This window comes from Phytomonospora sp. NPDC050363 (genome assembly GCF_040655735.1).
In the GTDB taxonomy this organism is placed as follows: domain Bacteria; phylum Actinomycetota; class Actinomycetes; order Mycobacteriales; family Micromonosporaceae; genus Phytomonospora.
On the sequence record NZ_JBFAKK010000005.1, the window covers coordinates 300,214 to 322,307 of the forward strand.

Here is a 22,094-nt window from a genome sequence, read left to right on the forward strand (position 1 = left end):
GGCCCGGCCGCCGGGCGAGGCTGAAGGCATGACCGAAGCCCGTCGCGCAGCCTTGGCCCCCGTCCTCGTCGCCGTCGGCGGCGGACTCGCCTACGCCCTGAGCAAGGTGCACTTCGCCGTCATCGGCGAACTCGGTTTCGCCGGCTTCCACGTCACACCGGAGGCCAACGCCGCCTTCGGTGACGCCACCGTCCCGCAGCTGGCGAACGCCGCCGTCGGCGTGGCCGCCGCGCTGGCGGCCCTGGCGCTGCTCCGCCCGCCGAACGCCCGCCCACTGCGCTGGGCACTGCTCGCCGCGAACTGGCTCGGCGCGGCCATGATCGCCGCCGGTGTGGCCGGCTTCGCGCTGCGCGCCGCCGGCGTGACCTCCTCGCCCGACTGGGAGCCGACCGGCCGGCAGGCCTGGGCGGCGCTCGCGGTCGGCGCGGTGTGGGTGGCCGGCTGGGTCGCGGCCCTGGTCGGCAGCCGAAGCCGCCGGCCGGTGTGGCACGAGGCCACCTAGGTCGCCGGCGCGTTCACGGACAACGACACCTCGATCGAAGGAGAGCCCCTCATGCGTGCCTCGCGAAAAGTGGTCTGGGCCGGCGGCATCCTGCTGGCGCTCGGTGTGCTGCACCTGGCGAGCACCCTGGTGATCTCGGCCGACCACCTCCCCGGCTGGTTCGCTCGCGAGCTGTGGCTGTCCGGCGAGTCGGAGATGTCGATGTCGGCGCTGCCGCCCGAGGCCGGTGCCTTCTGGCTCTCCTTGGGCAGTTTCGGGCTCCCGCTGCTCCTGCTGGGCGCCCTGGTCGTGCGTCTCGGCAGGCGCGGTGAGGCCCCGCCCGCATATGTCGGCTGGGGTGTGGGCGTGTGGGGAGCACTCGGCGCCTACCTGCTCGAACCCACCCCGTTCGTGCTCACCCTGATTCCCGCGACGCTGCTGCTCGTTGCCGCCTACAAGACCGCCGCCTACAAGACCGCCCCTCCGAAGACGTCGCCGACCACGTAGGTGCCCCCTGCGACGATCGCGACGATCAGCAGCTGCCGGGCCGCGCCCCACCACGGGCCGCGGCCCGAGCCGACGCCCAGGTATCCGCCGACGGACAGTGAGGCGACGGCCGTGGCCGCCGCCGACCACGCCACCGCCGTGGCGCCGTCGGTGATGAACCACGGCAGCAGCGGGACCAGGGCACCCAGCGCGAACAGCAGCAGCGAGGAGACCGCCGCGACCACGGGGGAGCCGGAGTCGTCGGCCCCCACCCCGAAGAGGATCCGCGTGCTGTCCTTGGCCGCCGTCCGCTTCACCGACAGCACGCCCCGGCTGGCCTTTTCGGCCGTCCTGGCGTCCAGGCCGTGCTGCCGCATGCTCCCCGCCAGCCGCGACAGGACCACCGGCGGGGACAGCCGCCACGCCTTGTTCAGTGAGCCCTCGATGCCGCCGGCGACCTCGACCTGACTGCGCACCGACACCCACTCGCCCGCCGCCATCGACAGTGCGCCCGCCAGCAGGCTCGCCATCCCCGACAGGCGCACGGTCCCCGGATCGGTCGCCGCCCCCGCCACGCCGAGCGTCAGGCAGAGGTTGGTGACCAGGCCGTCGTTGACGCCGAGGACCGCCGCGCGGATCCCGCCGCCGGCGACCCGGTCGGCGGTCCGCTTGATGTCGTCGAGGGTCTCCTCGGCAGCGGCGTCGGACTCGGCTGTGCGGCTCGCCGGATCCCAGTCGGGGGCCAGAGCCGCCCAGTCGGGCCGGTGCTCACTCATCGTCCTCGTCCTCCTTGGCCCTCAGCAGGGCGTCGAACACGTCGCGGCGCTTGAGGCCGTGGCGCTGCGCGACCTCCGACATCGCCTCCTTGCGGGACATGCCGTCGGCCTCGCGGACCGCGACGGCCTCGGCGATGTCGGCGTCGGACAGCTCCGCGGGCTCCGGCGGTTCGGCACCGGCGACGACGAGAGTGATCTCACCGCGCGGCGCGTCGGCGACGACCGAGTCGGCCAGCTCCGCCAGCGTCCCCCGCCGCACCTCCTCGTAGGTCTTGGTCAGCTCGCGGCACAGCGCGGCCGGACGCTCGGCGCCGAACTCGTCGCGCATGTCGGCGACGGTCGCCTCGATGCGGTGCGGCGACTCGAAGAACACCATCGTGCGCTGCTCGGCGGCCAGCGAGGCGAACAGCTGCCGGCGCGCGCCGGGCTTCCTCGGCGGGAACCCCTCGAAGCAGAAGCGGTCGCACGGCAGTCCCGACACCGCCAGCGCCGTCGTCACCGCCGAAGGGCCCGGCACCGAGGTGACCGGTACCCCGGCGTCGATCGCGGCCCGCACGAGCCGGTAGCCGGGGTCGGAGACGCTCGGCATTCCACCGTCGGAGATGACCGCGACGGTGAAGCCCGCCTCCAGCACCTCCATGAGGCCGGCCTCCCTTTCGGACTCGTTGCCCTCGAAGTACGACACCACCTTCCCTTCGGGTGAGACGCCGATCTCGCGGGCGAGGCGTTGGAGCCGGCGAGTGTCCTCAGCGGCGACAACGTCGGCCGTACGGAGGATCTCGGCGATGCGGGGAGAGGCGTCGGCGGGGTTTCCCAGGGGCGCGCCAAGGAGGATCAAGCGGCCGGATGCTGCGGTAGACACCCGCTCAGCTTAGGATCGCGTGGATGACCGCCATCGCCGAACGGGAGGACGCCGCCGTCAGCGTGCCCTCGGTCGCCCCCGACGTCCGCGACCGGCTCGCCCCCCCGGCCCCCGACGACCGCCTTCGCGGCTGGATCGTCACGGGTGCCGTCGTGGCGATCGCCGCCGTCCTGCGGCTGGTCGGGCTCGTCCACCCCCGCGGCATGATCTTCGACGAGGTCTACTACGCCCAGGACGCCTGGGACCTGCTGCACCACGGTGTGGAGTGGGAGGACCGCAACAACACCGGCGCCTTCGTCGCCCACCCCCCGCTGGGGAAGTGGTGCATCGCGCTGGGGGAGTGGCTCTTCGGTTTCAACGAGTTCGGCTGGCGCATCTCCGCGGTCGTCGCCTCGCTGATCTCCGTCCTGCTGATCGTCCGCATCGCGCGCCGCCTGTTCGGGTCGACCGTCCTGGCCGGCGTCGCCGGACTGCTGATGGCCCTCGACGGGATGGCCTTCGTCACCGGCCGCACCGCCCTGCTCGACGTGTTCCTCATGGTCTTCGTGCTCGCCGGGTTCTACTTCCTGATCCGCGACCGCGAGCAGCGGCGCCGCCGCTGGCTGAGCGCCCTGGACAACGGCCTCGACCCCAAGCGCCGCCGGCCCGGCTTCGCCGTCCCCTGGTGGAGGCTGGCCGCCGCGGTGATGCTCGGTTGCGCGCTGGGCGTCAAGTGGAGCGCGGTCTGGTACATCGCGGCCTTCATGCTGCTCATCTTCGTGTGGGAGTGGCGCGCCCGCCGTTCGGTCGGCGTCCCCCACGCCTTCCGCGACACCCTCATCGACGAACTCGGCTGGCTCTTCGCCTTCGGGATGATCGTCGCCCTGGTCTACCTCGCGACGTGGACCGGCTGGTTCGTCACCGACGACGGGTGGGGCCGCCACTGGGCCGCCGAGCACGGGCAGAGCGAACCGCCCGTCTGGGGCGCGCTGAGCAACCTCATCAAGTACCACCAGGAAGTGCTGGAGTTCCATGAGGGACTCAGCTCTCCGCACACCTACCAGTCGTGGCCGTGGCAGTGGCTGCTCGACGCCAGGCCCGTCGCCTACTACTGGAGCACCGAGGTCGACTGCGGTGCCGGGTCCTGCGCCGCCGAGGTGCTGCTGCTCGGGACGCCGCTGCTGTGGTGGTCGTTCATCCCCGCGCTGGTCGCGATCATCGTGTGGGGGCTGGCCAAGCGTGATTGGCGGTCGTGGGCGCTGCTGGTCGCGGTCGCCGCCGGTTTCCTTCCGTGGCTGAACTATCCCGACCGTACGATGTTCTACTTCTATGCGTTGCCCGCTGAGCCCTTCTTGATCCTGGCGGTCGTGTTCGCCCTGGGGATGATCGGCGGATACAGTCGCACGTCCACAGTGGAGCGACGGCTGACCGGGGCCTTCATCGTCGCGGGGTACGTCACGGTGATCGCGTTGTGCTTCGCGTACTTTTACCCGATCTATACCGGTATGGCGATCCCGTATGACGAGTGGTACGCGCGCATGTGGCTCGACAAGCTATGGATTTGATGGGGCCCTGGGGGGGCGTGTTAAGGTAATCCCCGGTTCACTCGCCACGTGCGGGTGACCTGGGGCTGTGGCGCAGTTGGTAGCGCGCCTCGTTCGCATCGAGGAGGCCAGGAGTTCGAATCTCCTCAGCTCCACCGAGTCAAGGCCCGGTTCCCGTGAGGGGGCCGGGTCTTTCTTGGTTTTCGGGGGACGGCTTGGTTCTTCGGGGGGACGGCTTGGTTTTGGGGGGACTGGTTTCGGGGGCGGGCTCGCGGGTGTGGGGTGCGGGCGGGCTCGCGGGTGTGGGGTGCGGGCGGGCTCGCGGGTGTGGGTGCGGGTGTGGGGTCGGCCACAGTGACTCTGGCTGGCGGGCGGTGTTGCCTCAGCGCGTCCTTGCCGCCGTTGGTCTACGGTCTCCGCTTTGCCCTCATGCCTGCGGGCCAGCTTGCGGCGCCTTTCACCGTGCCCCGTCTGCTCCTGCGTCGTCGCGCCTTCGCGTCCTCGCCTTGCGTCACGTCTGCGCCTCCGTGCCTCTGGGCCCCGCCCCGCCTCTCCGCGCCTTGCATCCACGTTTCTGAGGCTTCGTGCCTCCGGTCCGCCGCCCCCTCCGTGACCTCCGTGACCTCCGCGCCTCCGCGCCTCCGCGCCTCCGCGCCTCGCGCCTCTGCGCCTCCGTGCCCTCGCGCCTCGCGTCATGCAGGCACCTCCGCACCTCCGCCCCTTCGCGCCTTCGTTCCTCCACCTCCACCTCTGCCCTTCGTCCCTCTGCGTCTTGCGGCTGCGCGCTCGCCCCTTCTCCCGTCGCTCGCTTCCATCTCGTGCGGCTGCTGCGGTTCCCGGCGTGAGTTCCTGGGGCGCTGCCCCAGACCCCGGGCCTCGCTCTGGAAACGGTGGGGTGCTTCGGGTTTCTGGCTGGCGCCCCACTGGCGCTTCACCCTGCAGAAGGTCGCGGTTGTGACGTGGGGTGTTTCCGTCTCACGGCTGGTTCAAGGGCACCTGGGGGACCTGTCGGGGTCAAGGGAAAGTGCGCCCTTGACCCCGCCAGAACCCCCAGGTAGGTCCAATCACCGGCCGACCGACGGAAACACACCTCCAGGGAAGCCTTCTGCCGTGCTTCGCACGGCTCGCGGACGCCGAAGACGTCAGCGGCAGCCGCACACGAGTCGGTCCGGCCAACAGCCGCACACGGGGTGGTCCGGCCGGCAGCCGCGCACGGGGTGGCTCGGCCGTCAGCTGCGCACGGGGTGGTTCGGCCAACAGCGGCTCACACGCTGGTTCGGACGGCAGCCGCACGCATCGCCCGCCCTCTCTTTCCCGCCCTCACCCTCGCCCTCTCGCCCTGTTCGTCCGGCGGATCCCGCCCCCGCGCCCGCCCGCGCCCGCCCTCGCCCTCCCGCCCTCGCCCCCGCCCCCGCCGTCGCGCTGCCCCCTGCCCCGCCCTGCCTCGCCCCGCTCCCGGCCCCACATCTTTAGCCTCGGTCGGGCTCGGGGCCGCAAGTCCTCCGCTCCAACCCCGCCGCGCTTCTACCCCACCGCTGCCCCACCTTTACCCGGCCCCCACTCTCCCCTCCTCGCTACGGTCCACGCCCAGCGTCGCCACCAAATCCTCGTGCAGTTGGAACCACACCCGGTGGCACGAGTCCACATCCGACTTGTCCACCCACTCCGTCTCCCCTGCCCGGGCCCGGCTCCATGCTCGCTCGAACCGCAGGTCGTATCCCGCGAACCTCGCCAGCACCCCGCGTAGCCGCCCCACCAACGGATCCAGCTCCTCGCTGAGCAGCCTCAGCTCCTCCAGCACCTGCTCGTCCCAGCCCTTGTCCTCGTGCCGGTTCGTTGTGAGGCGCCCATCCGTCCCCGGCTTCATCTGCCAGTCCGTGCAGGCCTTCAACAACCTCGCGTTCAGCGGCAAGAACTCCCGGTAGACCTCCTCGATCCTCCGCTCGGGATCGGCTTCGGCCCGTTCCTCGGCGAGCCGCCGTTCGTTCTCGGCCTTGCCCGTCTCGCTGAGCGACCAGCCCCGCAGGTCGGCGAAGGCGAACTGCTGCACCCACCCTTGACCTTCGCCGGTCCGGAGCCACTCCGCGACCTCGTCGGGGGAGGCGGCGGCGCGGGTGGCGATCGCCGTGTCGTCGGCGAAGCCGAGGAGCCGCACGGCGTGGAGGATCCGCAGGTCGGTCGGTGACTGTCGGGTCATGCCTTTTCTCCCTGTCGTGCGGTCATCCGCGTGTAGTACTGCTGGCATGCCTGCGGTGAGCGGAAGCCGGTCGCCTCGGCTATTTGCGACCAGGTGAGTCCGGCGTTGCGTGCGGTGAACAGCAGTCCGATCTCCACGCCCTCGACTTCCGCGCGTGCCGCCGGGAGCATCGTGAGCGCGGCGAGGAGGTCGTCGGGTGTGAGATCGGCCGAGCGCCAGAGGGCGAACTGCGTCAGGTCGACCGCGGTCGGCGGGACGGGTGCCGGGCGCCAGGGGCGGGGGCCGAGGGCGTCGCCGCCGAGTTCGCGGAGCCGGTCCTGCGCCTCGCGTTCGCGTTGGGCGTGCGCGTGGTCGTGCTTGCTTTCCATGGCCACCATCCTGCACAATCAACGAAATGTTGTCAACATAGTGTTGATGGGTGGTCATGCTAACGAGACTTGCGGACGCGGCTCGGGACACCTGTGGCGGCAAGGCCGCCACTCTCGGTGCCCTCCTGCGGGAAGGGATGCCGGTCCCTGAGGGATTCGCCGTCCCCTTCGCCGCCCACCGGGCCGACCTCGACGCCCTCCGCCGCGTGGTCGCCGAAGCCCTTGCGCGGATGGGGGATCCGCCGGTCGCCGTGCGCTCTTCGGCCGCGAACGAGGACACCCCGGGCGCCTCCGCCGCCGGTCAGTACGAGAGTTTCCTCGCCGTCCAGGGCGCGAAGGCTGTCACTGACGCGATCCGCGACTGCTGGGACTCGGCCTCCGCCGCCCGTGTCGCCGACTACTGGCGCCACGCGGGCGGCACGACCTCATCGGTGCCGCCGATGGCCGTCCTCGTTCAGCGCCACATCGACGCCGAGGTCTCGGGCGTGATGTTCACTCCTTCCCGTCCCGGCGACTCCACTCGCATTGAGGCGAGCTGGGGACTCGGTCTCACCGTGGTCGGCGGAACGGTCACTCCGGATGCCTTCGAGGTGGGTGCGGACGGAACGGTCGGCCGCACCATCGGCGACAAGACGACTCGACTCGATCGCCACGAGGGGAACGCCGGCGTCGTCGCCCGCGGAGTCCCCGAACACCAGCGCGCCTTGCCCGCACTCTCCGACGCCGCCGCTGCCCACTTGGCTGCACTCGGCGGCCGCGTCGCGGGGCTTTTCGGTGGCTCTCAGGACATCGAGTGGGCCGTCGCCGGGGGCACGACGTGGCTGTTGCAGGCCCGCCCTGTCACGGCCCCACTTCCGCCGGCGCCGAACGGGTCCCCGTCGTTCGCCGCCGCCGCGCTGCGTGGAGCGCCCGGTGCCCATGGTGTCGCGACCGGCACCGCGCGAATCGTCGGCGGCCCCGGCGACTTCCAGCGGGTACAGGCCGGCGACATCGTCATCTGCCCCTACACCGACCCGGCCTGGACACCCCTGTTCACGATCGCGGGCGGCGTCGTCACCGAGATCGGCGGGACGCTCTCCCATGCGGCGATCGTCGCCCGCGAGTACGGCATCCCCGCCGTGCTCGGCATCACCGGCGCCATGACACGCGTCCACGACGGCGCACGCGTCACCCTCGACGGCACTGCGGGAACCCTTACCCCGCACTGACCGGCCACCGCAACGAGAGAGGAGAACGGGAGGCCCGTCCTCCCGACACACCCATGGCGACCAGGTATCTCTACATCGCCCGCCACGGCGAGGCCGACGCGTTCGGCGAGCTCACCGCCACCGGCCGGGAGCAGGCCCGGCTACTCGGCAAACGGCTGGCACCCCTTCCCGTCGGCGCCGTCTGGCACTCGCCGCTGCCGCGCGCGGCGGCGACCGCCCGCGAGCTCGACGTGTTCCTCGGCGGCAACCCGCAAGTCGGTGAGGCCCTCGAACTCATCGACCACGTCCCCTACGTCCCCACGACCGACGAGACTCCCCCCTCGTGGACTGCGTTCTTCGACGGATACAGCCCCGCCGAGGCGGCCGCGGGAAACGCTATCGCCGACAGCCTCACCTCCCGGTTCGCGTGCGCGCCCGACCAAGGCGACGACGTACACGAAGTACTCATCACCCACGCCTACCCCATCGCGTGGCTCGTCCGCGACGCGCTCGCCGCGCCGCCGGTCCAGTGGCTCGGCCTGAACAGCGCGAACGCGGCACTGACCGTCATCGAGTACCGGCCCGGCACCCCGCCGGGCATCACGATGTTCAACGACATGAGCCACCTGCGCCCCGAACTGCGCTGGACGGGGTTTCCCCCGGCGACGCGGCCCTGACCGGACAGGACCGGGGTGGGCTTCGCGGGTTGGCGTATGGCCGAGAAGCGGCGAGAGGTGAGCACGGGAGGCGAGAACACGAGGAGGCTCGCTCCCGCGCGCAGGCGTGCGTCGGGAAGAGCGGTGAGGCGCGGCTCGTCCTCACCAGGACGATCGCCGAGGCGATCGAGGACGACCCCTCCTTCGCCGCGGCACTGCGCGCGGCCGTTGCGAACCAGGAACGCCCGACCATGGTGCAGAGCGTTCGCCATGAGACACGCACGACAACGGCCTCGGGTAAAAGGTCGATCGCCGTCGGAGGAAACGCCGACATCGACCAGAGTAAACGTTCGACTCAATTCGGAGGCGTCCTCGCGGTCGTCGCGGTGATCATTGTCGTGGCGATCATCTGGGGTGGAATCAAAATCATCGGAGCGGTGTCCGAAGCCGTGGACGCGGCGACCCTCGACGCCGATTCGACCTGCGAACAGTTTCTGCTGACCGACGCCATGACTCGTGACGAAGCGGTGAAGCGCATCGGGCTGGAACTCGGGCTCGCCGACGCCGGCCACCCGTGGACGGTGTACAACGTCGCATACCGGTGCGGTGAGAATCCGAACCTGACGCTGCGCGAGGCGATGGCTTAAGCGCGGGGGCGGGCGACTCTGGAACCTCACCCCACCCCACCCGCCGGGGGCTGACAGCGGGGTCGTGTGGTGACACGATCGCGGGATGGAACGCTCCGACTTCGCCGCCGTCTTCGCCCACGAGGGCGTCGCCGCCGCCTATCGGCACCGCCCGCCTTATCCGGCGGGGGTCTTCGACGTCCTCGCCGGTCTTGTCGTCGACGAATCCCCTGCCGTCCTTGACATCGGCGCGGGGGAGGGCGCTCTTGCCCGGCCTCTGGCCGAGCGGGTGGGGCGGGTGGACGCGGTCGACGTGTCGGCGGCGATGATCGCGGTGGGGCGTGAGCGGCCGGGTGGGCGGCGGGAGAACTTGCGCTGGATCGAGGGGGCGGCCGAGACCACCGCGCTCTCCGGGCCCTACGGGCTGGTCACGGCGGGTGCGAGTTTGCACTGGATGGCATGGCCCGCCCTGATGGCGCGGCTGGTGGAGGTCACGGTCCCCGGCGCGTACCTGGCGATCGTGGGGCATGGGGCGGACGAGGTTCCGTGGCGTGCGGCCATGATCGAGGTGATCGTGCGGCACTCGCGCAATCCGGACTACGACCCGGACTTCTCCGTCATCGACCTGGTCACGAAGAGCGGGCACTTCGAGGTGGCCGGCAGCGCCGGGGTCGGTCCGGTGGGTCTTCGTCAGCCGGTCGAGTCCTATGTGGAGCAGTACCACTCCATGTCGAGCCTGGCTCGGGAGCTCATGCCCGCCGAGGAGGCCGTCGCCTTCGACCGCGCGCTGACCGAGGTCGTCATGCCGTACGCGGTCGACGGGGTGCTGGAGATGGACGTGAAGGCGACGGTGACCTGGGGCCGGCCGATGGCGGGGGGCGGCTAGCCCTTACGCCCGTTTGCGGCGGCCGCCGAAGCGGAGCCGGAAGGGGAGTTTCGCCGACTCGATCTTGACGTTGAGGCTCATCTTGCTCACGCCGGCGCTGCGCTCGTGGAAGCGGATGGGGATCTCCACGATCTTCCCGCCGGCCAGTTTCGTCACGTAGTTCATCTCGACCTGGAAGCTGTACCCCTGGCTGTGCAGGTTGTCGAGTTCGGCGGCGACGAGGGCCTCGCGCGTCCAGATCTTGAATCCGGCGGTGGCGTCGCGGATGTGCAGGCCCAGGATGGTGTTGACGTAGACGTTGGCCCAGCCCGACAGGAAGCGGCGGTGCAGTTTCCACTCGTCGGCCAGTGAGCCGCCGGAGACGTAGCGGCTGCCGATGACCATGCTCGCGCCGGTCGACAGCAGCCCGCCGAGCAGCGCCGGGATGTACTCGGGCGGGTGGCTGAGGTCGGCGTCCATCTGCACGATGTAGTCGGCGTCGGTGGACAGCGCCAGGCCGAAACCGGCGATGTAGGCGCGCCCGAGGCCGTCCTTGGTGGTGCGGCGCAGGACGGTCACGAAGTCGGGCCGCGACTCGGTGAACTCCTTGCCGATCAGCTCGGCCTCGTCGGCGGTGCCGTCGGGGGAGCCGTCGTCGACGATGATGACCCGCAGGTTCGTCAGGGGGAGGGCCGCGACCCGGTCGAGGAGCTCGCGCATGTTGTCGCGCTCGTTGTAGGTCGGGACCACGATGGCGACACTGCTGTCCGACCATGGCGACGGTAGTGCGATCGCTTCCGGCGTATGGGCTGTGTCCATCAAACTCTCCGTGTCCGTGGCGTTCTGCGGGGGATCCGGACGATGCTACCGGGACGCCCGTTGTGCGCCCGCGCCGCCGCTGTGCGTCGCCTCCTCACCCGCCGCCGACGGCGGTCGCGGGTGCCCCGGGCGTCAAGACCGCATCGCGGTCGGCGCCGGCGATGTCGCGATCCCGTCAGTGGGCCCGGCGACGCGCGCGCGGCGGCCTAGCGTCGAGAGCACACCGCCGCGTGGCGGTGACCACCTGTAGCTAGGAGCACCACCGTGGACGAGCCCGCATCTGTTCTCTACGTCCCCGTCCGGCCCGCGCGCCTCATCGACGCCGTCGTCGTCCGCACCTGCCGCCTCCGCGAAGGCGGGCGCGTGGCCTTCGCGTTCACCGCCCTCGACCGCCTCGTCGCCGCCATGGGCGACACCCAGAGCTGGATCCGCCTGTCCGAGCCGGCCCTGCGGACCATGCTCAAGCCCCTCGGCGTCTACCGCATCCAGGTCGACCCGGTCAGCGTCGCCGACGACAGTCCCGCCGCTCGCGGCTGACCCGCGCCTCCGCGACATCGTGGTCGCGGACTAGACGGCCGCGACCGCCGCGACCGCTTCGGCGAGACCGCGCGCGGCCAGCCGGTCGGCGCGCTCGTTCTCGACATGCCCGGCGTGGCCCTTCACCCAGAACCACGCGACGTCGTGCCTGGTCACGGCCTCATCGAGGGCCCGCCAGAGGTCGGAGTTCTTGACCGGCTTCTTGTCGGAGGTCCGCCAGCCGTTGACCTTCCAGCGGGGCACCCACTTGGTGATGCCGTCGCGGACGTAGGTCGAGTCGGTGTGGATGCGGACCTCCGAACGCCGGGTGAGCAGGTTCAGCGCCTCGATCGGCGCGGTCAGCTCCATGCGGTTGTTCGTGGTCTCGCCCGCCTCACCGCCGCAGAGTTCCTTCTCATGCGGGCCGTAGCGCAGCAGCGCGCCCCACCCGCCCGGGCCGGGATTGCCGCTGCACGCGCCGTCGGTGTAGATGTCCACGGTCTGCTCTGCCACCAGGGCACGATATCGGGCGCGGCCCGCGAGGGCCGCGCCCGACGGTGGACTAGTGGTACTGCTGGGGCTGCGCCTGCTGCTGCGGGTACTGGCCCGGGATCTGCTGCGGGGCCGGGTACGGCTGCTGCTGCGGGGGAGGCGTCGGGTGCCCGCCCTGGGAGTGGTGGTGCTGCTGGTTGTGGCCCTGCGAGGCGACGGCCTGGTCGGCGTCCTCGCGGGAGATCTTGCGCGACTCGCCGCACAGCGAGCACTCGAGCGTGTACTTGACGGACAGCGGGAAGAGCGGGATGAAGAACAGCGTGAACTTCGTGACGCGCTTGAGCACCGCGTAGCCGGCCTGCTGCCCCGTCTGGCTGCACATGTAGACGACGGTGGCCAGGTGACGGACGGTCGTCCGCCATCCCCAGAGGATCATGCTTGGCTCCTTGTCGGCCCGGCCAGGGGTGATGTGTACGTGAAGCCGGGACCCGGCATTGTAGGACGTCAGTCCCCGCGTGCCTCTTCCGGCGTCGGTGCCGAACCGCCCAGGTGAGCCGGCTGCCACCAGTCGTCGCGCGCGACGGGCTGATCGGGGTAGGTGCGCTGCGCGCGGTCGAGGAGTTCGGTCATGCGCACGCGCAGTTCGGCGGTGACGTCGTCAGGCGGGCCCTGCGAGGGCAGCGGCTCACCGGCGATGATGGTCACCGGGACGTGCCGCTTCGTGAGCTCCTTCTTGCGGCCCTTCGTCCACAGCCGCTGACTGCCCCACAGGGCCATCGGGACCAGCGGCACGCCGGCCTCGGCGGCCATCCGGACCGCGCCGCTCTTGATCTCCTTGACGGTGAACGACCGGCTGATCGTGGCCTCGGGGAACACGCCGACGACCTCGCCGTCCTTCAGCGCGGCCACCGCCTCCTCGTAGGCGCGCTGGCCGCTGGCCCGGTCGACGGGGATGTGGTGCATCCCGCGCATCAGCGGGCCGGAGATCTTGTTGCCGAAGACCGACTTCTTCGCCATGAAGCGCACCAGCCGCTTGGCGGGCTGGGCGCCGTAGCCGGCGAAGATGAAGTCGAGGTAGCTCACGTGGTTGCAGGCGATGACCGCGCCGCCCTCGCGAGGGATGTTCTGCGCGCCCTCGACCCGGATCCGCAGGTCGAGGACGCGGAACAGGAGCTTGGCCGCGGCGATGACCGGCGGGTACACGAGGTCCGACATGGCGCAAGGGTAGTGGCCCGGGCTGTGCCGTGGCTGAGGGCGGTGGGGGGAATGCGAGGGATTGTGATCTTGTGGGGTGGTGGGTAGCGTCGGTCGTTTAGGTAGACCGGGCGGCGGTGCGGGAGGCTGGGCGATGGCGGCGAAAGGACAGCAGAGCACACCGGTGCCCGGGGTGGTCGGGGCGACCGGCCGAAAACCCGCCGTCAGAGAGCCGCCCGACGTCGAACCTGCTGACGCTGACCCGACCGTGGTGGAGAACGCGTCAGTTCAGCTCAATTCGGCCATCACGATGGTCCGCATGGAGCTCGCCAGAGCCGATCTCAAGGCCCAGGCTCTGCTCGCCGGTGCGAGTGCAGCACTGATCATCGGCATCTCGGCTCTCGGTGGCGCCCCTCGTGTCGCGCAGATTGTAGGCGGCACCGCCGTGGCGATCGCGTTCGTCGCGGTGATCCTGCTGGCGCTGGCGATCCGTCCTTTCCTGAAAGGCCGCTTCGGGTTGATGAAGTACGCGCGCATGTCACCCGAGGAGCTGGCCCACCACGCGCTTCGCGCCGGCGGGGGAGCACCTGAGGGGATCGAGGCACTCGCGACGGAACTCGCCGGGGTGGCGTCGTTGGCGGAGTCCAAGTATCGGGTGATCCGGCGCGCCCTGAACCTTCTGCTGGGCGCGGGCCTCCTGGGATTGGCCGCTGCGGCGTTAACGCTTCCGAGTCGGTGAGCAGCCAGCGCAGCGACCGCAGATCGGCTCGGTCGCTTTCCCGCTTTCCGTCTAGTTTGTAGCCCAGTGCGCAGTTCTGGCTGGCGAAGGCGACCCTGGTGCAGCTCGAATGGTCGGTGAAGCGCAACCAGTCGGCATTGCCGATGATCTCGGCGGCGCTGGACGGACCGAACCAGGTCGTGCTGAACTCCAGGCGGCCGTCGAAGAGTCGCACGACGGGTTCACCGGTCAGGGCCCCGAAGTCCTTGACGGCTCCGACCTTCTCGGTCCGTAGATACTGCCGCTCCACCTTCTCCAGCGCGTGGGGTTGTACGACCACGTCGAGATCCCCGATCTCACGTTGCAGGCCGTGCGGAATGAGGGCGGCCGCGCCGACCACGGCGTACTCGCCGGGAAGGAGCTCGAACCGGAGCAGAAGCCGGAACAGTTCGGTCTGATGCGGCGAGAGCCTGCGGAATCCCGGTTTCACATGCGTTTGGAGCGTCGGACCGCAGTCCGTGAAGGTGAGCCCGTCGGTAACGGGCCGTCCGGCTGGCGAGCCACCGAAGCCCGTCCCGAGACCCGCCGGCGATGCAACAGGCGTGAATGGAATCCCGCCGCCGACAGCTCGGTCTCCGGCACTGAAACCGAGGCCAAGGTCGCGGTCAGACCTATCAAGGTCTCCACTCGTGGCGACATGTCCCGACACCTCCCCGCTCACCCGTCCGTCTCGGAGTCGGCGAGCCGACGGAGCCCTTGCGGGTCGAGGATCGTGACCGACCCGCGCCCGACGCTGACCAGGTCCTGCTTCTTGAACGCGGCGACCGCTTTGGCCACCGACTCACGCGACACCCCGGCGAGCTCGCCGAGATCACGTTGTCCGAACCTCAGACGGACCGCGGTCCCATTGGATGTGCCCAACCCCAGGTCGATGAGTTCGAGGATGACCTTGGCCAGTTTCAGTTCACTGTTGAGCTCGGCGCTGGCTGTCTTCCGAGTCAGTTCGAGGAGGCGTTCGTCGGTTTCGCGGAGGAGGCCCAGCATGACCGTCGGGTGATCGACCAGGTATTGCAGGAACTTGTCGGCCGGGATCAGCAGTGCCTGAATGTCGGTCAGCGCCACCACCTGCGCCGAACGCTTCTGCTTGCGGATCGCGGCCATCTCGCCGATGAAGTAGCCCGGCGCGCGGATGGCGACCGCTCGCTTCGGCCAGCTCACGAGGATCTTGACGTAGCCGCTGAGCAGGAACAGTACGTGGTCCGAATCCTCGTTCTCCTCGATGAGGATCTGCCCGGCCGGGCGGTCGTGTCGTCGGCCGAGCTTCTCCAGCTCGTCCAGATCCGCCTTGGTGCTATACGGAGTCGGCTCACCTATTATGGACTGTCCCATGTAGTTGAGTGTAACGGTACGCACAACTAATATGCCCAGTACACTTCCCGACACTCCGAAATGTATCTGCGCACCTAATCCCTCGGCAAGATCCCCTCCGGCCCGCCCGACGGGTCGCCCGGCCCCGGATCGCCCGGATCCCCGGGCCCCGGGTCGCCCGGGTCACCAGGTCCCGGATCCCCGGGATCCCCCGGCTCCCCCGACGGGTCCCCGCCGCCCGGTCCCGGTTCCCCGCCGGGGTTCCCGCTGCCGGAGCCCTCGCCGTACGGCGTCCCCGAGGACACGCCGTTGCCGACGAGCTTCGTCGGCGCGGTGAACGAGCCGTTCGGGTTGTCCTGCCAGCTCTTCGCCAGCACGCGGGAACCGATGTCGGTCGGCATGTGGGAGCGGTAGTCGACGGCGTTGTTGGGGTTGTCGGGGTCGGAGATGAAGGAGGCGACGGCGAGGTGCGGCGTGTACCCGACGAACCAGCCGGCCTGGTTGTTCTCGGTGGTACCGGTCTTGCCCGCGACGGGCCCGCCGACGGTCCCGGACACGCCGGGCGCGGTGGACCAGCCGCCGCAGGACCCTGCGGCCGAGCCGTAGCCGGTGGTGCAGCGGGCGGCGTCGGTGGCGGCGCGCGCCACGTCGGCGCTGATGACGCGCCGCGGCTCGGGGCGCTCGACGGCGACCTCGGCACCCGAGGCGCCGCTGATCGACACGACCGGCGTAGGCGTGGCGTAGATGCCCTCGGCGGCGATGGTGGCGTACGCGGCGGCCATCTCCAGCGGTGTCACGTCGGCCACGCCGAGCGTGAACGACCCCCAGTCGACGGCGTTGGCGGCCTGCTGCCGGTCGACCCCGGTCTTCCAGGTGATGCCCAGCCGCTCGGCCATCGCGACGGCCTTGTCGGCCCCCACGCGCTCCTCCAGTTGGATGAAGTAGGTGTTCACCGACTTCCCGAAGCCCGACCACATGGTCTGGTTGCCCGTCATCGACGTGCTGTCGTTGCTGGGGCAGTACATGTTCCCGCAGGCGCTCGACCCGGCCCCGCCGAAGTACTTCGACCGGTACTGGTGCGGCGAGTAGATCGTCGTGTCGAGGGTCATGCCCGCGTCGAGGGCGGCGAGCATGGTGAACATCTTGAACGTCGAACCGGCCTGGTAGCCCGAGACCGAACCCCCGCCCGACAGCAGCGGGTTCGTCGTGGCCGGATAGGTGCCCTTGCCGGGACCGCCGGTGTTGTCGCCGTTCTTCGACAGGTCGGTGGAGTACTTCCGGTTCACCGACATGTTGCGCACGTACCCGGTGCCGGGCTCGACGGTGACCGACCCGAGCGCGTAGGGCGAGTCCTTCCCGATCTGCGCGGCGGTGGCCTCGTCGGCGGCGTTCTGCACGTCGACGTCGAGCGTCGAGACGATCTGGTACCCACCGCGGCGCAGCAGGTTGAGCCGCTCCTCGGGCGTGGCGCCGAAGGCGGTCTGCTGCTGCCACCACTGCGAGAAGTAGTCGGCGAAGAAGCCCCAGTCGGGGTCGCTGGCGCCGCCGGAGCTGTTCGGGATCGACTTCGCGTGCGTCTTGATCTTCCCGGGCTTGGTGGCGTCGGCGGTGGCCTGGTCGATCGCGCCGGTCTTCACCATCTGGTCGACGACGTAGTTGCGGCGGGTCTTGGCGGCTTCCTTGTCCCCGTTGATCGGGTCGTAGGCGGTCGGCGACTGCACGAGCGCGGCCAGCGTCGCCGCCTCGGCCAGGTTCAGCTCCTGCGCGGTCTTGCCGAAGTACACCCACGCCGCCGCGCCGATCCCGTAGGCGCCGTTGCCGAAGTAGGTGATGTTGAGGTAGTTGGTGAGGATCTGCTCCTTGTCGAGCTGCTTTTCGACCCCCAGCGCCAGACGCGCCTCGCGCAGCTTGCGCGCCGGCGTCTGGTCGGTGGCCGCACGCGCCTCCTCGGGCGTCGTGGCGCCGTACAGGAGCGCGTTGCGCACGTACTGCATCGTCAGCGTCGAGGCGCCCTGCGCGACCCCGCCCTCGGCGAGGTTGGCGAACAGCGAACGCAGCACGCCCTTGGGATCGACGCCCTGGTGCTCGTAGAAGCGCTGGTCCTCGGCGGCGATGATCGCGTCCTTCATCACCTGCGGGATGTCCTCGCTGGCGATGTCGACACGGTACTGGTCGTAGAAGGTCGTGATGACCGTCGTGCCGTCCGACGCGTACAGCGTCGAGGCCTTCGGAGGCGGCGGCAGACGCAGGTCGTCGGGCGTCGTCGTGAACGAGTCGGCCCCCGCCTTCGTCGCCAGGCCCGTCCCGCCGACCAGCGGCAGCATCGCCAACGCGACCACCAGCCCCCCGATGACCCCCGTCATCAGCAGCGTGAGGACCGCCCGGCCCCTCGTCATCGGCGCCCGCGCGCCCGTTCCCCGGTATACCGTCCCCGCCACACTCGCCTCCGCGCCTGAATCGAGCCCCGACGTTACGTGCAGTAGACGCCCCCCGACACGCAACGAGTGCACTCGGGTGCGCACGGTCACAACGTGATCCGCCCCATCGATGGTTCTCCGCTCCTTACAGGACACGCGTGAAACACCTTCACGGTTGACCCGCCCGCCCCTACTCCGCCGGGCGTAGACACGGTTACCGCGCTCGCCCGACGCGCCGGCCGCCGTCGCTCCATAGCGTTGCCGACATGCCCCAACGCCTGTTTCGCGCCGTCACCTCCTTGTGGACTCATGGCCGTCCCGTCGAGCGCGCCGCTCACCTTGCCGCGGCCGTCTTGTTCACCTCCGGTCTGTTCCACGCCGTGGTGTTCCTCGTCGACGGCGGCCCGTGGGCGGGGCCGGTTTCCTGGCGCAAAGCCGTCACCTTCGGCGTGTCGTTCGGAGTGACGCTGGCGTGCCTGGTGTGGGTCTCGTCGTACGTCGCGATGCGGCCGGTCGTGCGTCGCGTTCTCCTCGGCGCCTTCACCGCCGCGTCGGTCGCCGAGGTCGCCGGCATCACCGCGCAGGCCTGGCGCGAGGTGCCCTCGCACTTCAACTACGAAGACGGCACGTCCTCGGCGATCACCGCGACGCTGGCCGCCGGGGGAGCGGTCATCGTCGCCTCCGTGCTGGTCCTGACGGTCCTGTCGTTGCGCCCGGCTCCTGCGACCGCGCCGAGCATGCGCCTTGCCGTTCGTGCCGGGCTGGTCATTCTCATGGGCGCGATGATCAGCGGCGCGGTGATGATCGCCGTCGGCGTCACGCTCGCCAACGGCGGTGAGCAGACCGCCGCCTACGAGACCGCCGGATGGCTCAAGCCCACCCACGCGGTGACCATGCACGCCGTCGGTGTCCTGCCGGTGCTGGCGCTGGTGCTGTCGGCGACCCGCCTCGACGAGCGCCGCCGCACCCGCGTCGTCGCCTCCGGCGCGGCCGCCTACGCGCTGGCGGCGCTGGTCACCGTCGCGGTCAACCTCGCGGCGGGCCGCTAACCAGGCCGCGGCGATGATGCCGACGGCCAGCAGGATCGGCCCGCTGAAGCTCAGACCGACCGCCAGGCGCCGGTGGCGCCCGGTCAGCCGCCACGCGCCGGTGGCGAAGGTCAGCGCGGACGCGCAGATCAGGACGAGGACCAGGCCGATGCCCCAGCGCAGGAACAACCCGGTGGTGTCGCCGGTGTAGATCGTGCGCCCACCGTCGTCGACGGCCACTGCCGGCAGTGTCTGGCCCAGTTGGCTCCCGCTCCCGCCTCCGGTGATCGACGCGTACGGAATGCGCACCGCGCCGTCGGCGGACACGAACGCGCCCGCGCACCGGTGGGTCGCCCCATCGCCCTTGCAGCTGGTGACCGTCACCGTCCCCTCCTGGGCGTGACCCACCGACATCCAGAACGGCTCGGCCGACACCCACGCGAAGAACGCCGCCAGCAGCGACAGCGCGATCAGCCACGCCAGACCCGCCAGCGGACCGCGCGACGCCTTCGGCGGCGGCTCGGGCTTGGCCCGCTTCGCCAGCGGTGGGCGCGGAGAGTCGTCCCAGATCGCCGCGATGTTCTCCACGGCGCGAGGCCGCGCGCGCTCGGGCGCCTTCTTCGCGGGCTCCTTCTCGTCGGCCTCGACGTGCCGCTCGCCCTCCTGGTGGGGGAGATTGACCATCTCCACGCCGGCGAGGGCCTGGGGCTGCTCGCTGCTCTCCTCGGACGTGCCCGTATCGGCGCCGTTGCCGGCGGACGGACGTTCCCCCGCGTTCTCGGACATGGCTCCCATTCCACCCCAAGGCAGGTCGGGTGCGCGGCATTTGCGTCCCGGTCGGCGTGCCGTATAGCGGGGCGGAGGCCGCGAAGGCCGCCGGTAGGCTTGGGCACCATGAGTCACGTCTTGACGGCCGTCGCCTGGCCCTACGCCAACGGGCCGCGTCACATCGGCCACGTCTCCGGCTTCGGGGTCCCCGCCGACATCTTCAGCCGGTACATGCGCATGGCCGGTCACGACGTCCTCATGGTCTCGGGAACCGACGAGCACGGCACGCCCATCCTCGTCCAGTCCGACAACGAGGGCCTCACCGCGATCGAGGCGGCCGACAAGTACAACCGCGTCATCGTCGAAGACCTCGTCGCCCTCGGCCTCACCTACGACCTGTTCACCCGCACCACCACCGGCAACCACTACCAGGTGGTGCAGGAGATCTTCACGGCCCTGTACGACAACGGCTACATCCTCCCCAAGACGACCCTCGGCGCCATCTCGCCCTCGACCGGCCGGACCCTGCCCGACCGCTACATCGAGGGCACCTGCCCCATCTGCGGCTACGACGGCGCCCGCGGCGACCAGTGCGACAACTGCGGCAACCAGCTCGACCCCACCGACCTGATCAACCCCGTGTCGCGCATCAACGGCGAGACCCCGAAGTTCGTCGAGGAGGAGCACTTCTTCCTCGACCTCCCCGCCTTCGCCGACGCCCTCGGCGCCTGGCTCGACACCCGCGACGGCTGGCGCCCCAACGTCGTCCGCTTCACCCGCAACCTGCTGGGCGACCTCAAGCCGCGCGCCATCTCCCGCGACCTCGACTGGGGCGTCCCCGTCCCCCTCGACGGCTGGCGCGACCGCAAGGACAAGCGCCTCTACGTCTGGTTCGACGCCGTCATCGGCTACCTGTCGGCCAGCATCGAGTGGGCCCGCCGCAGCGGCGACCCCGACGCATGGCGCCAGTGGTGGCAAGACCCGCAGGCCCTGTCGTACTACTTCATGGGCAAGGACAACATCGTCTTCCACAGCGAGATCTGGCCGGCGATGCTCCTGGGCAACAACGGCGGCGGCACCAAGGGCGGCAAGCCCGGCGCCCTCGGCGCCCTCGAACTGCCCACCGAGGTCGTCTCCAGCGAGTTCCTCACCATGGAGGGACGCAAGTTCTCCTCCTCGCGCCGCGTCGTCATCTACGTCCGCGACTTCCTCGCCCGCTACGACGCCGACGCCCTGCGCTACTTCTTCGCCGTCGCCGGACCCGAGACCCAGGACACCGACTTCACCTGGGCGGAGTTCGTCCGCCGCAACAACGACGAACTCGTCGCCTCCTGGGGCAACCTCGTCAACCGCGCCGTGGCCATGGCCGCCAAGAACTTCGGCGGCATCCCCGAGGCCGGCGAGCTCACCGACGTCGACCGCGAGCTGCTGGAGACCACCCGCGCCGCGTTCGCCGCCGTCGGCGACCTCATCTCCCGCCACCGCCAGAAGGCCGCCATCGGCGAGGCCATGAAAGCCGTCGCCGCGGCCAACAAGTACGTCTCGGAGTCGGAGCCCTGGAAGCTCAAGGGCGAGGAGAACCGCGCCCGCCAGGGCACCATCCTGCACGTCACCCTCCAGGCCGTCGCCGACTGCAAGACCCTCCTGGCGCCCTTCCTGCCGCACTCCTCCCAGAAGATCCACGAACTCCTCGGCGGCACCGGCGTCTTCGCCGCCATGCCCCGCATCGAAGAGGTCCCCGACCTCGACGGCACCGGACCCATCGGCGAGCGCACCTACCCCGTCATCACCGGCGACTACACCGGCGCCCCCGCCTGGGAGTCGACGCCCATCAAGGTCGGCACCCCCCTGGACAAGCCCGTCCCGATCTTCACCAAACTCGATCCCTCCGTCGTCGACGAGGAACTCGCCCGCCTGGAGGCGGAGGAGTAGACGTGGCCGAGCATCTGGTGGTCATGGGCGTCAGCGGCAGCGGGAAGACCACCGTCGGCCGCCTCCTCGCCGCGCGCCTCGACGTCGCCTTCGCCGACGCCGACGACTTCCACCCCGCCCGCAACGTCGCCAAGATGCGCGCCGGACACCCCCTCACCGATGCCGACCGCGAACCCTGGCTCCACGCCGTTGCCGCCTGGACCGCCGAGTACGACCACGAGGGCCGGCCGACGGTCGTCGCCTGCTCGGCGCTCAAGTACGCCTACCGCGAGGTCCTCCGCACCGCCCCCGGCCGCGTCCGCTTCGTGCACCTCGCGCCCGCGCCGGCGGAGATCGCCGTGCGCGTCCGCGAACGCACCGGCCACTTCATGCCGCCCGAGCTCCTGGCCAGCCAACTCGCCGACCTCCAACCGCTTCGCCCCGACGAGGACGGCGTGACGGTGGAGAGCCCGGAAGGGCTGGAGGAGACGGTGGACATGGTCGTGGAGGCGCTGGAGGAGACAGGGTAGGGGCGCGAGGTGGCGGCGGGGTAGGGGCGGGGTGCGGGGCGGGGTGCGGGGCCACGGCGTCGTCGGCGAATTCGTCGAGTTCTACGGCGACGGCGTCACCGGCAGGTTGGGGTTGCGCTTCGCGTGGCCGACTTCCGCGGGTGCCGGACGTCGCCGGTGTGCGGTGGACCGCCGACTGGCGGGGCGCCGCAGTGGCGCGGGCATCCCCGCGCGTTGGGCGGCATGGGTGCAGTGGGCTGGCGGTGGGTGCAGCGGGTTGGCGGGTAGTGGGGCCGGCGCAGGTTCGTGCGGATGGCAGTGCGAGCC

General features: G+C 70.6%; 22 protein-coding genes and 1 tRNA gene. 13 read left to right on the forward strand and 10 right to left on the reverse strand.

The genetic code is table 11. The features are described 5' to 3' along the window. The first annotated feature begins 28 nt into the window (after nt 1-28). Nucleotides 29-502, forward strand: a complete 474-nt coding sequence (locus AB0I28_RS15945) for a hypothetical protein (protein ID WP_357493767.1) — start codon at nt 29-31, stop codon at nt 500-502. Between the two features lie 51 nt (nt 503-553). Next, nucleotides 554-988 (forward strand): DUF6463 family protein, encoded by a 435-nt coding sequence (locus AB0I28_RS15950; protein ID WP_357493769.1) that lies wholly within the window; start codon nt 554-556, stop codon nt 986-988. On the opposite strand, the gene AB0I28_RS15955 is transcribed toward AB0I28_RS15950, so the two are convergent. Both AB0I28_RS15955 and rsmI read right to left on the reverse strand, forming a co-directional pair. Further along, the gene (locus AB0I28_RS15955) at nt 949-1,743 is read right to left on the reverse strand and encodes a VIT1/CCC1 transporter family protein (RefSeq protein ID WP_357493771.1); all 795 of its coding nucleotides are present in this window, start codon (nt 1,741-1,743) and stop codon (nt 949-951) included. The two genes, AB0I28_RS15950 and AB0I28_RS15955, sit on opposite strands and share 40 nt — an antisense overlap. Beyond that, nucleotides 1,736-2,605 carry a 16S rRNA (cytidine(1402)-2'-O)-methyltransferase gene (gene rsmI, locus AB0I28_RS15960; RefSeq protein ID WP_357493773.1) on the reverse strand — a complete coding sequence of 290 codons (870 nt, stop codon included), beginning with the start codon at nt 2,603-2,605 and terminating at the stop codon, nt 1,736-1,738. The genes AB0I28_RS15955 and rsmI overlap by 8 nt, the downstream gene beginning before the upstream one ends. A gap of 23 nt (nt 2,606-2,628) precedes the next feature. Here rsmI and AB0I28_RS15965 point away from each other — a divergent pair, with 23 nt between their 5' ends. Both AB0I28_RS15965 and AB0I28_RS15970 read left to right on the forward strand, forming a co-directional pair. Next, nucleotides 2,629-4,149 carry a glycosyltransferase family 39 protein gene (locus AB0I28_RS15965; protein ID WP_357493774.1) on the forward strand — a complete coding sequence of 507 codons (1,521 nt, stop codon included), beginning with the start codon at nt 2,629-2,631 and terminating at the stop codon, nt 4,147-4,149. A 61-nt stretch (nt 4,150-4,210) separates the two neighbouring features. Then, nucleotides 4,211-4,283, forward strand: a tRNA-Ala gene (locus AB0I28_RS15970). A gap of 1,391 nt (nt 4,284-5,674) precedes the next feature. Here AB0I28_RS15970 and AB0I28_RS15975 read toward each other — a convergent pair. Both AB0I28_RS15975 and AB0I28_RS15980 read right to left on the reverse strand, forming a co-directional pair. Continuing rightward, nucleotides 5,675-6,325: a transcriptional regulator gene (locus AB0I28_RS15975; RefSeq protein WP_357493776.1), complete on the reverse strand. Its 651-nt coding sequence runs from the start codon at nt 6,323-6,325 to the stop codon at nt 5,675-5,677. Beyond that, nucleotides 6,322-6,693 (reverse strand): DNA-binding protein, encoded by a 372-nt coding sequence (locus AB0I28_RS15980; RefSeq protein ID WP_357493778.1) that lies wholly within the window; start codon nt 6,691-6,693, stop codon nt 6,322-6,324. Before AB0I28_RS15980 ends, AB0I28_RS15975 begins: the two co-directional genes overlap by 4 nt. A gap of 137 nt (nt 6,694-6,830) precedes the next feature. Here AB0I28_RS15980 and AB0I28_RS15985 point away from each other — a divergent pair, with 137 nt between their 5' ends. The 4 genes from AB0I28_RS15985 to AB0I28_RS16000 all read left to right on the forward strand — a co-directional run bounded on the left by AB0I28_RS15985 (nt 6,831) and on the right by AB0I28_RS16000 (nt 10,048). Further along, nucleotides 6,831-7,901 carry a PEP/pyruvate-binding domain-containing protein gene (locus tag AB0I28_RS15985; protein WP_357493780.1) on the forward strand — a complete coding sequence of 357 codons (1,071 nt, stop codon included), beginning with the start codon at nt 6,831-6,833 and terminating at the stop codon, nt 7,899-7,901. A gap of 53 nt (nt 7,902-7,954) precedes the next feature. Continuing rightward, nucleotides 7,955-8,557: a histidine phosphatase family protein gene (locus AB0I28_RS15990; protein WP_357493782.1), complete on the forward strand. Its 603-nt coding sequence runs from the start codon at nt 7,955-7,957 to the stop codon at nt 8,555-8,557. A gap of 230 nt (nt 8,558-8,787) precedes the next feature. Beyond that, nucleotides 8,788-9,183, forward strand: coding sequence for a hypothetical protein (locus tag AB0I28_RS15995; protein ID WP_357493784.1), 396 nt, complete (start codon nt 8,788-8,790; stop codon nt 9,181-9,183). Nucleotides 9,184-9,268: 85 nt separating this feature from the next. Next, nucleotides 9,269-10,048, forward strand: a complete 780-nt coding sequence (locus tag AB0I28_RS16000; RefSeq protein ID WP_357493786.1) for a class I SAM-dependent methyltransferase — start codon at nt 9,269-9,271, stop codon at nt 10,046-10,048. A 3-nt stretch (nt 10,049-10,051) separates the two neighbouring features. Here AB0I28_RS16000 and AB0I28_RS16005 read toward each other — a convergent pair whose 3' ends face one another. After that, nucleotides 10,052-10,846: a polyprenol monophosphomannose synthase gene (locus tag AB0I28_RS16005; protein ID WP_357493788.1), complete on the reverse strand. Its 795-nt coding sequence runs from the start codon at nt 10,844-10,846 to the stop codon at nt 10,052-10,054. Between the two features lie 264 nt (nt 10,847-11,110). On the opposite strand from AB0I28_RS16005, the gene AB0I28_RS16010 reads away from it, so the two are divergent. Continuing rightward, nucleotides 11,111-11,383: an SAV_915 family protein gene (locus AB0I28_RS16010; RefSeq protein ID WP_357493790.1), complete on the forward strand. Its 273-nt coding sequence runs from the start codon at nt 11,111-11,113 to the stop codon at nt 11,381-11,383. A gap of 30 nt (nt 11,384-11,413) precedes the next feature. On the opposite strand, the gene rnhA is transcribed toward AB0I28_RS16010, so the two are convergent. From rnhA to AB0I28_RS16025, 3 genes are all read right to left on the reverse strand, one after another. Next, nucleotides 11,414-11,875, reverse strand: a complete 462-nt coding sequence (gene rnhA, locus AB0I28_RS16015) for a ribonuclease HI (protein WP_357493792.1) — start codon at nt 11,873-11,875, stop codon at nt 11,414-11,416. A 49-nt stretch (nt 11,876-11,924) separates the two neighbouring features. Further along, on the reverse strand, nt 11,925-12,290 hold the full coding sequence (locus AB0I28_RS16020; protein WP_357493794.1) for a hypothetical protein: 366 nt from the start codon (nt 12,288-12,290) through the stop codon (nt 11,925-11,927). Nucleotides 12,291-12,358: 68 nt separating this feature from the next. After that, nucleotides 12,359-13,069, reverse strand: coding sequence for a lysophospholipid acyltransferase family protein (locus AB0I28_RS16025; protein WP_357493795.1), 711 nt, complete (start codon nt 13,067-13,069; stop codon nt 12,359-12,361). Nucleotides 13,070-13,202: 133 nt separating this feature from the next. On the opposite strand from AB0I28_RS16025, the gene AB0I28_RS16030 reads away from it, so the two are divergent. After that, nucleotides 13,203-13,787, forward strand: a complete 585-nt coding sequence (locus tag AB0I28_RS16030; protein WP_357493797.1) for a Pycsar system effector family protein — start codon at nt 13,203-13,205, stop codon at nt 13,785-13,787. Between the two features lie 696 nt (nt 13,788-14,483). On the opposite strand, the gene AB0I28_RS16035 is transcribed toward AB0I28_RS16030, so the two are convergent. Both AB0I28_RS16035 and AB0I28_RS16040 read right to left on the reverse strand, forming a co-directional pair. After that, the gene (locus tag AB0I28_RS16035; RefSeq protein ID WP_357493798.1) at nt 14,484-15,155 is read right to left on the reverse strand and encodes a Crp/Fnr family transcriptional regulator; all 672 of its coding nucleotides are present in this window, start codon (nt 15,153-15,155) and stop codon (nt 14,484-14,486) included. 74 nt (nt 15,156-15,229) lie between these two features. Then, complete coding sequence (locus tag AB0I28_RS16040; protein ID WP_357493800.1) at nt 15,230-17,530, reverse strand: transglycosylase domain-containing protein; 2,301 nt, start codon at nt 17,528-17,530, stop codon at nt 15,230-15,232. A gap of 287 nt (nt 17,531-17,817) precedes the next feature. Between AB0I28_RS16040 and AB0I28_RS16045 the strand changes: the two genes are divergently transcribed. The 3 genes from AB0I28_RS16045 (at nt 17,818) to AB0I28_RS16055 (ending at nt 21,788) form a co-directional block, all read left to right on the forward strand. Further along, nucleotides 17,818-18,600: a hypothetical protein gene (locus tag AB0I28_RS16045; RefSeq protein WP_357493802.1), complete on the forward strand. Its 783-nt coding sequence runs from the start codon at nt 17,818-17,820 to the stop codon at nt 18,598-18,600. A gap of 873 nt (nt 18,601-19,473) precedes the next feature. After that, nucleotides 19,474-21,279, forward strand: a complete 1,806-nt coding sequence (metG, locus tag AB0I28_RS16050) for a methionine--tRNA ligase (RefSeq protein ID WP_357493804.1) — start codon at nt 19,474-19,476, stop codon at nt 21,277-21,279. Nucleotides 21,280-21,281: 2 nt separating this feature from the next. Beyond that, the gene (locus AB0I28_RS16055) at nt 21,282-21,788 is read left to right on the forward strand and encodes a gluconokinase (RefSeq protein ID WP_357493805.1); all 507 of its coding nucleotides are present in this window, start codon (nt 21,282-21,284) and stop codon (nt 21,786-21,788) included. Nucleotides 21,789-22,094: the final 306 nt, after the last annotated feature.